The 14,372-nt window shown below is 70.5% G+C and carries 2 protein-coding genes; both read right to left on the bottom strand.

The window, feature by feature from the left end; genetic code table 11:
* The coding region (locus tag ACIBCN_RS44165; RefSeq protein ID WP_396998814.1) for an SDR family NAD(P)-dependent oxidoreductase at window positions 1-6,938 on the bottom strand (6,938 nt) is incomplete at its 3' end.
* A gap of 15 nt (window positions 6,939-6,953) precedes the next feature.
* Window positions 6,954-14,213 carry an SDR family NAD(P)-dependent oxidoreductase gene (locus ACIBCN_RS44160; protein WP_396998812.1) on the bottom strand — a complete coding sequence of 2,420 codons (7,260 nt, stop codon included), beginning with the start codon at window positions 14,211-14,213 and terminating at the stop codon, window positions 6,954-6,956.
* Window positions 14,214-14,372 lie beyond the last annotated feature (159 nt).

Below are 14,372 nucleotides of genomic sequence, written 5' to 3'. Positions count from 1 at the left end.
GCGATGTGGGCGGCGGCGATTTCGCCGATGGAGTGTCCGGCGATGGTGGTGGGTGTGATGCCCCAGGATTCCCATAGCCGGTAGAGGGCGATTTGTAGGGCGAATAGTGCGGGTTGTGCGTGTTGGGTTTGGTCGAGTAGGTCGGGGTCGTCGCCGAATACGATGTCGCGCAGGGGGTGTCGGAGGTGGCGGTCCACCTCGGCGCAGGCGGCATCGAAGGTCTCGGCGTAGACGGGGTAGGTGTTGTAGAGTTCGCGGCCCATTCCTGGGTGTTGGGTGCCTTGTCCGGAGAACACCATCGCCACCCCGCCCGTGGACGCTCGGCCGACGATGACATCCGGATGCGAGCCACCCCGTGCGAACGTGAGCAGGGCCTGCGCGCGCTGCGCCGGATCACTCGTGACGACGACGGCGCGTTCGTCCAGTGCGGCACGTCCGACGGCCAGCGAGTAGCCGATATCCACGAGCGCCTTGTCGCCGAGTACGCCGGCCAGCCGGGCCGCTTGGGCGCGCAACGCCGTCGGCGTGTGCGCGGAGAGCAGCCAGGGCATGGCGGTGTCGTTGTCGGGTCGCGGCGTGTCGAGTTCTGTTGTGTCTGCTGGTTGTTCGAGGATGACGTGCGCGTTGGTGCCGCTGATGCCGAAGGACGAGACGGCCGCGCGGCGCGGTCGACCGTTGTCGGGCCAGTCCTGGTCGTTTCTGAGCAGCTCGACTTTTCCGCTGTCCCAGTCGACGTGTGGCGTGGGTTCGTCGATGTGCAGGGTGCGGGGGAGGGTGCCGTGTTGCATGGCCATGATCATTTTGATGATGCCTGCGGCTCCAGCGGCGGCTTGGGTGTGGCCGATGTTGGATTTGATGGAGCCGAGCCAGAGGGGTTGGTTGCGGTGTTGTCCGTAGGTGGCCAGGAGTGCTTGGGCTTCGATGGGGTCGCCGAGTCGGGTTCCGGTGCCGTGGGCTTCGACGGCGTCGATGTCGGAGGGGTGCAGGCCTGCGTTGGTGAGTGCTTGGCGGATGACGCGTTGCTGGGCGGGGCCGTTGGGTGCGGTGAGGCCGTTGGACGCACCATCCTGGTTGACCGCCGAGCCGCGGACCACCGCCAATACCGGATGACCGTTGCGTTCCGCGTCGGAGCGACGTTCCAGCAGCAGCAGACCGACGCCCTCGCCCCAGCCGGTGCCGTCGGCGTTGCTGGAGAACGCTTTACAGCGTCCGTCAGGTGCGAGTCCGCCCTGTCGGCTGAATTCGGTGAAGGTGGTCGGCGTCGCCATCACCGTGACGCCGCCGGCGAGTGCCATGGTGCATTCGCCGTTGCGCAGCGACTGGGCGGCCAGGTGCACGGCGACCAGCGAAGACGAGCAGGCGGTGTCGATGGTCACTGCGGGGCCTTCGAGTCCGAAGGTGTAGGAGATCCGTCCCGAGGCGATGCTGCCCGCGCTCCCGTTGCCGAGATATCCGGCGACTTCCTCGGGAGCCTGGTCGAAACGGGCGGCGTAGTCGTTGTACATGACTCCGGTGAAGACGCCGGTCTTGCTGCCGCGCAACGACATCGGGTCGATCGCGGCGCGTTCGAAGGTCTCCCAGGTTGTCTCGAGCAGCAGCCGCTGCTGCGGGTCCGTCGCGAGCGCCTCGCGCGGCGAGATGCCGAACAGTGCCGCATCGAATTCCGCTGCCTCGTGCAGGAATCCGCCTTCCCGCGTGGCGGAGCCGCCGGGCGTGTCCGGACGGTAGATTCTCGCCTCGTCCCAGCCGCGATCGGTGGGGAACGCGGTGACCGCGTCCTGTCCGGCGGACAACAGCCGCCACATGTCCTCCGGACTGCCGATGCCGCCGGGGTACCGACAGGCCATCCCGACGATGACGACCGGATCGTCTTGGGCCGCAGGAACAATCGCCGGTGCCGCGTCGGCCGTGCGGGTGCCGAGCAGTTCCCCGCGCAGGTAGTCGACGAGCGCGGCCGCGTTCGGATGGTCGAACACCAGTGTGGCCGGAAGTTCGAGCCCGGTCGCCGCGTTCACGCCGTTGCGGAACTCGACGGCGGTGAGCGAGTCGAAGCCGAGGTCGTGGAAGGCGCGCGCGGGGGCGATCGCGGCCGGATCGGCGTGGCCGAGCACGCCCGCGGCCCGCTCGCGCACGAGCACCAGGAGGGCGGTGTCGCGATCCGCCGGTGACATCCGGTGCAGCCGCTCGACGAGCGAATCCGCCTCGCCCGCACCTGCTTTGCGTGGCGCTGCGGACACGAGCGCACGCAGCAGCGCGGGCACCGACCCGGTGGCGGCGGCGACCGCGTGCGGGTCGAGATGCATCGGGACCGGCACGCGCGCGTCCGAGGTCAGCGCGGCGTCGAACAGCCGGAGGCCCTCCTCGACGGCCAGCGGCCGCATGCCCCGCCTGGTGGCGGCGGTGTGTGCCATGCCGGTGTTCCAGAGTCCCCAGGCGATGCTGGTGGTGGGGTGTCCGGTGGTGGTGCGGTGGTGGGCGAGGGCGTCGAGGTAGGCGTTGGCGGCGGCGTAGTTGGCTTGTCCTGGGGAGCCGAGTGTGGCTGCGGCGGAGGAGAAGAGGATGAAGGTGGTGAGGTTGTGGTGGTGGGTGAGTTCGTGTAGGTGCCAGGCTGCGGTTGCTTTTGGTGCGAAGGCGCGATGCAGATGCTCGGGCGTCTGGTTGGTGAGCACCGCGTCGTCGAGGACGCCGGCGCAGTGCACGACGGCGGCGAGGTCGCGGTCGCGGAGGACGGCCGCGAGTTGGTCGCGGTCGGTCAGATCTGCGACCGCGGACGCCACCCGGGCTCCGGTGGCGGTCAGCTCCGCCAGCAGTTCCGCCGGAATCGGGCGGCGTGCCACCAGCAACAGGTCGCGCGCACGGTGCGTGTGCACCAGGTGGCGGGCGACGAGACCGCCGAGTGCACCCGCGGCTCCGGTGATCAGCACGGTGCCCGCCGCCCAGTCCGGGCCCTCGATCGTGTCCGTGCTCGCCCGGACCAGCCGCGGCGCATACGCGGTGCCGCGCCGGACCGCTATCTGGGTTTCCGCCGCGGCCACCGCGGCGGTGACCGGTGCGCGCCATGACGAGTCGAGGTCGTCGACGTCGACCAGGACGAACCGATCGGGATGCTCGGACTGCGCCGACCTGACCAGACCCCATATCGCCGCGTTCGCCATGGCCACCGGCACATCGGCCGGTTCGTCGTCGTCGAGCAGATAGGAGCCGGTGGTGACCACCGCGAGGCGCGTTGTCGGGCTACGGTCCTCGGCCAGCCAGTCCTGCAGAACCGACAACACCTGTGCCGCAGTGTGTTCGGCGTCGCCGGTGCCCGGGTGCACCGGTCGGAAGGCCACCTCCGGCGCCGCGGTGGGCTCGGCGGCCGGTATCGGCACCCAGGAGGTCCGGAACAGTGAGCGAGGAAGCCGATCCGTCGATGTCGACTTCGGCAGCGGCCGTAGCGTGAGCCGTGCGATGTCGAGCACCGGGCGGCCCGAGGCGTCGGTGAGCAGCAGCGACACCGCGTCCCGCCCGGTCGAGGTGATCCGGACCCGCAGGCGCCGGGCGTTGACGGCGTGCAACGAGAGTCCGCTCCACGAGAACGGCACGAGGGGCGTGTCGGCCTCGTCGAGGAACTGGGCGAGGCCGATGGGGTGTAGTGCGGCGTCGAGCAGCGCGGGGTGCACCGCGAACCGGTCCGCGTCCGCATGTTGCGCCTCGGCCAACTCGACCTCGGCGAACACGTCTCCGCCGCGCTGCCAGGCCCGGCGGACACCCTGGAACGCGGGGCCGTAGCGCAGGTCGGGTCGATCGGCGTACAGCGCATCTGTATTCAGCGGTGTGGCGTCCGAGGGCGGCCACGCGGTGAGGTCCTCGACCGGCTGCGCGACCTGGGCGGTGAGCCGTCCTTCGGCGTGCTTGGTCCACGGCTCGTCCGCGCCGGCGTCGGCGGCGCGGGAGAAGACGGTGACGGTGCGACCTGCCGCGATCGGTTCGTCCACGATGATCTGGAGGTGCACCTCGGCGTCCCGCGGCAGGACGAGGGGTGCACCGAGCGTGAGCTCCGCCAGATGCGGGTGGTTCAGGTGTTGCCCTGCCTGCAAAGCGAATTCGACGAATGCGGTGCCGGGCAGCAGCACGTCGCCGTGCACGGTGTGGTCCGCCAGCCACGGGTGGGTGACCGAGGAGAGCGTGCCGGTGAGGAGCGCGCGATCGCCGTCCGCCAGGCCGACCGCGGTGTCGAACAGCGGGTGCGCCGAATGCCCGGCGGCCTCTGCCGATTCGAGCCAGTAGCGCGCGTGCTGGAAGGGGTAGGTCGGCAGCGGTACTTCGTGTGCGCCGCTACCGGCGAAGTAGTTGTGCCAGTTCGGGTTCAGTCCACTGACCACGAGGTGCGCGAGGGCGGTGCCGAGTGCGCTCGTCTCTGGGTGGCCGTCCCGAAGGCTGGCGATGGCACCGGCGGGCAGGTGCGGGATGAGCGCGCGACCGGGGCCGATCTCCAGGTAGGCGGCCGGTTCGCGGGCAGCGACGACGGCGACGGCATCGGCGAAGCGAACCGTGTTGCGGGCGTGCCGAACCCAATGCTCGGGGTCGGCGAGGACGTGGTGATCGACCGGTGCCCCGGTGACGCTGGAGATCAGTGGGACGGTGGGTGCGCGGAAATCCAGTCCGGCGACGATGTCGCGGAATCGATCGAGGATCGGCTCCATCAGTGGCGAATGGAAGGCGTGCGAGACGCGCAGCCACTTGGTCCGATGTCCGTCGAGGCGTCCGACGATTTCGGTGAGCGCGGTGGTATCACCGGAAAGGACAAGGGAATTCGCGCTGTTGACAGCGGCGATGTCGACCCGGTCCTGGTACCCACGCAGCCGTGGGCGAAGGTCGTCCTCGGCACAGTCGACCACGACCATGCCGCCGCCCTCGGGCAGCGATTGCATCAACGTGCCACGGTGGGCGACCAGGGTGGCCGCGTCGCCGAGCGTGAGGACGCCCGCGACGTGCGCGGCGGCAATCTCGCCGATAGAGTGCCCGGCGAGCACGGCGGGCGTGACGCCCCAGTGTTCCCAGAGCCGGAACAGCGCGACGTGCAGGGCGAACAGCGCCGGCTGCGCGAATTGCGTGCGCTCGAGTAGCTCGGCATCGGCGCCGAATGCGATCTCCCGCAACGGATTCGGGAGGTGCCGGTCGAGTTCCGCGCACGCGGCATCGAACGCTTCGCGGTAGGCGGGATAGGCATCGTAGAGCTCCTGGCCCATTCCCGGGCGCTGGGTGCCCTGTCCGGAGAACACCACGGCGACACCGCCGTCGGACGCTCGGCCGGTCACCGCCGCCGCGGGCTGCTCGCCCGCGGCCAGCGCGAGCAGCGCCTGCCGGTACTCGGCATGGTCGCCGCCGAATACGACGGCGCGTTCCTCGAACGGCGCGCGGGTGGTCGCGAGCGAGTAGCCGATGTCCAGCAGTGCGGCGTCACCGTCCACGCGGTCGGCCAGCCGGGCCGCGTGCGCGCGCAGTGCCGCCGCGGTCTTGGCGGACAGCGGCCATGGCACGACCGGTGGGGGAGTTCCGTTGTCCGCCACCGGCTCCAGCTCCGGTGCCTGTTCGAGGATGACGTGGGCGTTTGTCCCGCTGAAGCCGAACGAGGACACGCCGGCCCTGCGGGTGCCGTCCCGCTCGTCCCAGGCGACGGGCTCGGTCAGCAGTTCGACCGCGCCGGAACTCCAGTCGACCTCGGTGGTGGGTTCGTCGACGTGCAGCGACCGCGGCAAGGTGGCGTGCCGCATGGCCATCACCATCTTGATCACGCCGGCGATGCCCGCCGCGGCCTGGGTGTGGCCGATATTGGATTTGATGGAGCCGAGCCGCAGCGGGCGTTCCCGGTCCTGCCCGTAGGTGGTGAGCAGTGCCTGCGCCTCGATCGGGTCGCCGAGCCGGGTTCCGGTGCCGTGCGCCTCGACCGCGTCGACCTGATCGGCGCGCAACCCGGCGTCGAGCAGCGCGTCGCGGATCACGCGCTGCTGCGACGGGCCGTTCGGCGCGGTGAGGCCATTGGATCGGCCGTCCTGGTTCACCGCCGTGCCGCGCACCACAGCCAGAATCGGATGGCCGTTGCGGACGGCGTCGGCGAGCCGCTCGACCACCAGCATGCCCGCGCCCTCGGCCCAGCCCGTGCCATCGGCGTTGCCGGAGAACGACTTACACCGGCCGTCCGAGGCCAAGCCTTGTTGCCTGCTGAAATCGATGAACGGCGCCGGGCTCGCCATCACCGTGACACCGCCGACCAGGGCGAGCGAGCATTCCGAACGACGCAGCGCCTGGCCGGCCAGGTGCAGTGCCACCAGCGACGACGAACAGGCGGTGTCGATGGTGATCGCGGGGCCCTCCAACCCGAGGGTGTAGGCGAGCCGACCCGACGCGATGCTGCCAGAGTTGCCGGTGCCGAGGAATCCCTCGACCACGTCCGGGATCCTGGCCAGGCGCGACACGTAGTCGTGGTACATGACGCCGACGAAGACCCCGGTGCGGCTGCCGCGCAGCGAACCGGGCACGATGCGGGCGCGTTCCACTGCCTCCCAGGCGGTTTCGAGCAGTAGCCGCTGCTGCGGGTCCATGGCGAGCGCCTCGCGCGGGGAGATGCCGAAGAACTCCGCGTCGAATTCGGCCGCGTCGTACAGGAATCCGCCCTGCAGGGTGTCGACACTGCCCGTTTCGCCGGGTCGCGCCCCCCGCAGTCTGTCGATGTCCCAGCCGCGGTCGTCCGGGAACTCGCCGATCGCGTCCTGCCCGGTGGCCACCAGCTGCCACAGCTCCTCGGGCGTGGTCACCCCGCCCGGATAGCGGCAGGCCATGCCGACCACGGCCAGTGGCTCCCGGCCGCTCTCCTCGACGGCGCGCAGCCGCTGGCGGGTGTCGCGCAGCTCGGCGGTGAGGCGCTTGAGGTACTGAAGTGTCTTTTCCTCGTTCACGTCATGTCACTCTCGTCAGATCAGGCCGAGCTCGTCGTCGATGATGTCGAAGACCTCGTCCAGGTTTGCGTTCGCCAATTCGTCGCCGTCGTCGTTGCCGGTCACGGTGTTCTCCCCGACATCGAGCAGTGACCGCAGCCGACCGCGCGCCCGGGCCGCGTGCTGCGGCCCCAGGTGGGCGAGGTTCGCCGCCAGGCGGTCGATCTCGGCGAAAATCGAGTCCGCCGTGCTGGATTCGCCGGACAGCAGCACGCCCTGCAGGTGTTCGTGCAGCGCGGCGGGGGTGGGATGATCGAAGATCAGCGTCGCGGGCAGTCGAAGCCCGGTGGCCGCGTTCAGGGCACCGCGCAGGTCGACGGCCATCAGTGAGTCGAACCCGAGATCGGTGAAGGGCCGATCCATCGAGACAGCCTCGGCCGAGCCGTGACCCATGACGGCCGCGATGCGGCCGCGGATCAGCTGCCCGAGCCGCTCACGCTGCTCGTGCGGTGCCAGCCCGTGCAAGGTGTCGGCAAAGGCCTGCTGCGGTGTGGCCGACGCCGCGGCCACCCGGTCCGGCTGCGGGACCAGTTCGCGCAGCACCGCGGGAAGGTGACCGTCCGCGGCCTGGCGCCGCAGCACGGTTCGGTTCACCGGCAGCGGCACGACGACCGGTTCGTCGCCCGCAACGGCCGCGTCGAACAGGGCGAGCCCGTCCGCTTCGTCGATCGGCACGAGACCGGTGGCGGCGAGTCGCCGCCGATCGGCGGCGCCCAGCTTGCGCGTCATGCCGGTGTTCCAGAGTCCCCAGGCGATGCTGGTGGTGGGGTGTCCGGTGGTGGTGCGGTGGTGGGCGAGGGCGTCGAGGTAGGCGTTGGCGGCGGCGTAGTTGGCTTGTCCTGGGGAGCCGAGTGTGGCTGCGGCGGAGGAGAAGAGGATGAAGGTGGTGAGGTTGTGGTGGTGGGTGAGTTCGTGTAGGTGCCAGGCTGCGGTTGCTTTTGGTGCGAAGGCGCGATGCAGATGCTCGGGCGTCTGGTGCTCGATCGTCGCGTCGGCCAGCACGCCCGCACCGTGCACCACGGCGAGCGGACGATCACGGGGGATCGTGTCGAGCGCGGCCGCGATCTGCCCCGGATCGGTGAGGTCGCAGGCGATCTGGGTGACGGCGGCCCCCTCGGGTTCGGGCGCGTCGCCGTTGCGGCTGAGCAGCACCAGATCGCGGGCGCCCTGCGCGTCGACGAGATGCTGCGCGATGAGCGTGCCCAACGCGCCTGCGGCGCCGGTGATCAGCACGGTGCCCGAGCTCCAGTCCGGCGCGGCAGGCGTCGTTGCGGGCGCGCGAACGAGCCGGGGTACCCGAATCTCGCCCTCGCGCAGCATCATTTGCGGTTCGTCGCAGGACAACGCGTGCGGCAGGGCCGCCCAGGATCGCTCGTCGTCATCGATGTCCACCAGGAGCACGCGTCGCGGCTGCTCACCCTGTGCCGCGCGGACCAGCCCCCACACCGCCGCTCCGGCCGGCGCGGGTGCGTCGTCCACCTCGACCGCGTGCGAGGTCACGACTACGAGCGTGCGATCGTCGGCAAAGGATTGGATCGTGCTCAGCACCTCGGTCGCCGCCGTCAGCGCCGCCTCGGGCCGGAGCTCGTCGCCATGGTCGACCCGTAGCAGCACGTGCGTCGCGTCCGCGGGCCCGTGCGCGTCCCTGATGTTCGTGAACACGGTTGCCGTCGTTGGGGTTTCCAGCGGAAGCCAGGCCGGCACGAACATCGACCGCTGCGTGCTCGCGAACTGCTCAGGTGCGATCTTTCGCATGGTGAGGCGATCGACCTCGGCGACGGGCCTACCCATGGCGTCGGCGACCAGCAGCGTCACCGCGTCCTCGCCCTTGGGCGACAGGCGGGCTCGCAACACCGGCGATCCGGCGGCATGCAGCGTCACCCCGGACCACGAGAACGGCAGTCGAGCCTGGCCGTCCTCACCGAAAATCCGGCCGACGCCGACCCCGTGCAGCACGGCGTCCAGCAGCGCCGGGTGCAGGTCGAAACCGGCGGCCCGGTGGTCCTCGTCCGGAGCGAACGACACCTCGACGGCCACGTCCTCACCGATCCGCCACGCGGATCGTAGGCCCTGGAATGCCGGGCCGTAATCGATACCGGCGGAGGCGAATTCGGCGTAGAGTTCCGCGACCGACAGCGCGACCGCGCCCAGCGGTGGCCAGGTGTCGAGGGACCACGACGGTGCGGCGACGGGCGCGGCGTCGAGGACGCCGGTGGCATGCGGCTGCCACACCTCGCCCGGTCCGTCGAACCGGGAGTGGATCGTGACCGCACGGCGGCCATCGCCGTCCGGCTCGGCCAAGGCGACCTGCACGTCGACGGCGCCGTGCTCCGGCAACATCAACGGGTTCTCCAGGGTGAGCTCCCGCAGGCTCCGCAGTCCGGCCGCCTGCGCGGCCTGCAGCGCGAGCTCGACGAACCCGGTGCCGGGGAACACCACGGCGGCCGCGACGTTGTGGTCGGCCAGCCAGGGGTAGGCCGCCAGGGACAACCGGCTGGTGAGCACGACACCGCTGGTGTGCGCGAGTTCCATGCTGGCGCTGAGCAGCGGATGACCGGTGCCGAGGCGATCCGGCGCGGCGGTGGCGTCCGGCCAGTAGCGGATGTGCTGGAAGGCATAGGTGGGCAACGGCACTCGGCGCGCCCCGGTACCGGTGAGGTAGCCGGACCAGTCGGGGGCGATGCCGCCCGCGACGAGCCGTGCCAGGGCGGCGGTGATCGCCTCGGTGTCGCCTTGCTTGCGACGCAACGACGGGATCGCCGTGCCGGGGACGTGCGGGACCAGCGTGGCGTCGGGGCCGATCTCCAGGTGGACCGACGCCGCGGTGTGCGCCATGGCCTCGGCGAAGCGAACGGTGCCGCGGGCGTGCCGGACCCAGTAGTCCGGGTCGGCGAGGGTTGTCGCGTCGACGGGGCCGCCGGTGACGGTGGAGACGAACGGCACCGCGGGAGCGGAGAACGTCAGTCGCGCAACGATATCGCGGAACTCGTCGAGGATCGGGTCCATCAGCGGCGAGTGGAAGGCGTGCGAGACGCGCAGCCAGTTCGTGCGATGCCCGGTCAACCGGTCGGTGATCGCGCTGAGTGCGTCCCGATCTCCGGATAGGACAAGGGAATTCGGGCCGTTGACGGCGGCGATGCCGACGTCGTCGGCGAGTCCGTCGAGCAGTGGCCGGATTTCGTGTTGGGTCGCCTGGACGGCGACCATGGCGCCACCCTCGGGCAAGGATTGCATGAGCCTGCCACGGGCGCTGACGAGGGTGGCGGCGTCGGCGAGGGTGAGGACCCCCGCGATGTGCGCGGCCGCGATCTCGCCGATGGAGTGCCCGGCCACGGTGGTGGGTGTGATGCCCCACGATTCCCACAGTCGGCAGAGCGCGACCTGCACGGCGAACAGTGCGGGCTGGGTGTACTGCGTACGGTCCAGGAGGGCCGCATCGTCGCCGAACACCACGTCGCGCAACGGATGTGGCAGGTCGAGCGTGGCGCACGCGGCGTCGAAGGCCTCGGCGTAGCGGGGATGGGTGTCGTACAGTTCGCGTCCCATGCCGAGACGCTGGGCCCCCTGGCCGGAGAAGACCATGGTCACGCCAGCGCCGGTGCCACGACCGGTGAACACTCCGGGCACGACTTCGCCTTCGGCCAGCGCGGCCAACGCTCGTCTACGTTCGTCGAGGTCGGCCCCGACCAGGACCGCGCGGTGTTCGAAGGCATGACGGGTGGTGGCGAGCGAGTAGCCGATGTCGAGCATCGAGGTGTCGTCGTCGAGCCGACGCGCCAGGTGGTCCGCCTGCGCCCGCATCGCGGCCTCGTCCCGTCCAGAAAGCACCCACGGCATCGGAACCGGCGCGGGTCGTGCCGCGTCGGATTCGTCGGTGGCCGGGGCGTTTTCGAGGATGACGTGGGCGTTGGTGCCGCTCACTCCGAAGGCAGAGATGGCGGCGCGGCGGGGCCGGTCGTTGTCCGGCCAGCTCTGGTTCTCGGTGAGTAGCTCGACTTTGCCTGTGTCCCAGTTGACTTCGGCGGTGGGTTCGTCGATGTGCAGGGTGCGAGGCAAGGTGCCGTGTTGCATGGCCATGATCATTTTGATGATGCCTGCGGCTCCGGCGGCGGCTTGGGTGTGGCCGATGTTGGATTTGATGGAGCCGAGCCAGAGGGGTTGGTTGCGGTGTTGTCCGTAGGTGGCCAGGAGCGCTTGGGCTTCGATGGGGTCGCCGAGTCGGGTTCCGGTGCCGTGGGCTTCGACGGCGTCGATGTCGGAGGGGTGCAGGCCTGCGTTGGTGAGTGCTTGGCGGATGACGCGTTGCTGGGCGGGGCCGTTGGGTGCGGTGAGGCCGTTGGACGCACCGTCTTGGTTCACCGCCGAGCCACGCATGATCGCCAGTACCGGATGGCCGCTGCGTCGGGCGTCGGAGAGACGTTCGACGAGGAGCAGGCCGACTCCTTCGGCCCAGCCGGTGCCGTCGGCGTTGCTGGAGAACGCTTTACAGCGTCCGTCGGGCGAGAGTCCGCCCTGTCGGCTGAACTCCACGAAGGTGGTCGGGGTGGCCATCAGGGTGACGCCGCCGGCGAGTGCCATGGTGCATTCGCCGTTGCGCAGTGCCTGGGCGGCTAGGTGGAGTGCGACCAGCGACGACGAACACGCCGTATCGATGGTGACCGCCGGACCCTCGAGTCCGAAGGTGTAGGAGATGCGACCTGACGCCACACTGGTGGTGTTGCCGGTGAGGAGATACCCCTCGGTGCCTTGCGCCCCGTTGGACAGCAACGAGACATAGTCCTGGCTGTTCCCGCCGATGAAGACGCCGGTCTCTGTGCCGCGCAACGACGTCGGGTCGATACCGGCGCGTTCGAAGGTCTCCCACGCCGTCTCCAGCAGCAGGCGCTGCTGCGGGTCCATCGCCAGCGCCTCGCGCGGCGAGATGCCGAAGAACGCCGCATCGAAATCCGCAGCGCCGTCGAGGAATCCGCCCGCGCTCGCCGTGCTGCGGCCGCGCTCGCCGTCCGCGGACTCCAGCAGCGAGCCGAGGTCCCAGCCGCGATCGGTCGGGAACGTGGACACGGCATCGCGACCGGCCAGCACGAGTTCCCACAGATCTTCAGGACCGCGAACGCCACCGGGGAAGCGGCAGCCGAGAGCGACGATGGCCAGCGGTTCGTCCGACTCGGTGCTGGTCGTGCTGTGTTCGTCCGGCGTTTCGTCGCCGAACAGCGTGCTGAGGTGCGCGACCAGCCGCTCTGGACTCGGATGATCGAAGACCGTGGTGGCCGGGAGGGCGATGCCGAGGGCCGCGCCGAGGCGGTCACGCAACTCCACCGCGGTCAGCGAATCGAATCCGAGGTCACGGAACGCCCGATCGGGCTCGACCTCGCCGATCTCGGTGTGCCCGAGCACTGTGGCCACTTCGGACCTGACGACGTCGAGCAGGTGCGACCGTCGGGCCGCGGCGCCGAGCCGGGAAAGTCGATGTCGCGCTGCGGTTTCGGGCACGTCAGGCGTGCTCAGCAGCGCTCGCGCCTCCGGCAGATCGGACAGCAGGGCGCTGGGGCGAGCGGAGGCGAACAGCGGGAGGAAATCTGCCCAGCGCACGTCCGCGATGGTCGAAGAGGGCTCGCCGTCGCGCATCTCCTGCTCCAGCGCCGCGAGCGCGAGCTCGGGCGACAGCGGGATCAGGCCGCGGCGGCGCATGTGCTCGCCCGACTCGCCCCCGGCCATGCCGCCCTCGGCCCAGGGGCCCCAGGCCACCGAGGTCGCGACGAGACCGCGATCGCGACGGTGCCGCGCGAGCGCGTCGAGGTAGGCGTTGGCGGCGCCATAGGCGGCCTGTCCGCCGGTGCCCCACACGCCGGACACGGACGAGAACAAGACGAAGGCGTCCAGCGCGCGGTCACCGATCAGCGCGTCGAGATGTGCCGCCCCGGCCGTCTTCGCCCGCACGATATCGGCGAACTCGTCGATCCCGGTGTCGGACAACGGTGTCAGCTGTCCCACGCCCGCCGTGTGCACGACGGCGGTCAACGGTCGGTGATCCGGCACGGCCGCAAGCAGATTCGCGACCGCCGCGTGGTCGCTCACGTCGCAGGCCGTGATGCTCACCTCCGCACCGAGCTCGGCCAGCTCGGCCGACAGCTCGGCCACCCCCGGTGCCGCCGGACCGCTGCGGCTGACAAGCAGCAGATGCGCCGCCCCGCGCCGGGCCAGCAGGCGGGCGACGTGCGCGCCGAGCGCACCGGCGCCGCCGGTGATCAGGATGGTGCCCCGCGGAATCCACTGCACGGCATCGGATGTGGGCCGCGCAGCGCGCGCGAGGCGCCGGGCGAACACCCCCGAGGCACGCAGGGCGAGCTGGTCCTCGCCGTCGGGATCGGCCAGCAGCGCGGGCAATCGGGTCAGCGTGCGGTCGTCGAGTGCCGCGGGCAGATCGACGAGCCCGCCCCAGCCCTGCGGCCACTCCAGCGCGACGGCGCGTCCCATGCCCCAGAACTGGGCCTGCGTCGGCGAGTGCAACCGCTCGGAGCGGCCGATGGCGACCGCGCCGCGGGTCAGACACCACAGCGGTGCGCCGAACCCGGTGCGCTGCAAGGCCTGAATCAGTGCGACCGTCGCGGTGAGGCCGCGCGGCAGCGCCGGATGGATGTCGTCGGGCTCCTCGTCGAAGGCCAGCAGCGACACCACCCCGGCGAGCCCGGAGCCGTCGCCGACGTCGGCGACCTGCCCGACCCGCACCTCCGCTCCCGCGTCCCGCAGGGTGGCGAGCACGGCGAGCACGTCGGCGTCATCGTGGTGCGACTGAGGCGCGAGGACGAGCCAGCTGCCCGAGAGCTCGCGTGCCGTGGTGGTGAGCGGTGTCCAGGTGACGCGATAGCGCCAGGAATCCACCACGGACTGTTCACGTTCGCGCTGCCGCCAGCCCGCGAGCACCGGCAGCGCGGCCGCGAGTGCCTCGTGGGCCTGGCCACCCAATTCCCGTGTCAGCGCGGGAAGATCCGCCCGCTCGACCGCATCCCAGAACCGGGACTCGGCCGCCTCCGATGTCGTGGCGCCGCGCTGCGGCTGTTCCGCTTGGTCGAGCCAGTAGTGCTGGTGTTGGAAGGGGTAGGTCGGCAGGGCGGTGGCGCGTGCGTCGGAGTCAGCGAAGTAGTTGTGCCAGTTGGGGTTCGTGCCGTTGACGACGAGATGGGCGAGGGCGGTGGTGAGTGTCTGTGTCTCGGATTTGTTGTGTCGCAGGCTCGGCACGGCTCCGGCGGGGAGGTGAGCAGTCAGTGCGGCGTTGGGGCCGATTTCGAGATAGGTATTCGCAGCCAGGTGTGTGATGGCGTCGGCGAAGCGAACGGTGTTGCGGGCGTGGCGGATCCAGTGGTCGGGGTTGGTGAGGGTGGTGTTGTCGATTGGTTT

It is taken from the genome of Nocardia sp. NPDC051052 (assembly GCF_044456045.1).
In the GTDB taxonomy this organism is placed as follows: domain Bacteria; phylum Actinomycetota; class Actinomycetes; order Mycobacteriales; family Mycobacteriaceae; genus Nocardia.
Note: the sequence above shows the minus strand (reverse complement) of the source record. Positions and strands in the feature narration are given on the sequence as shown.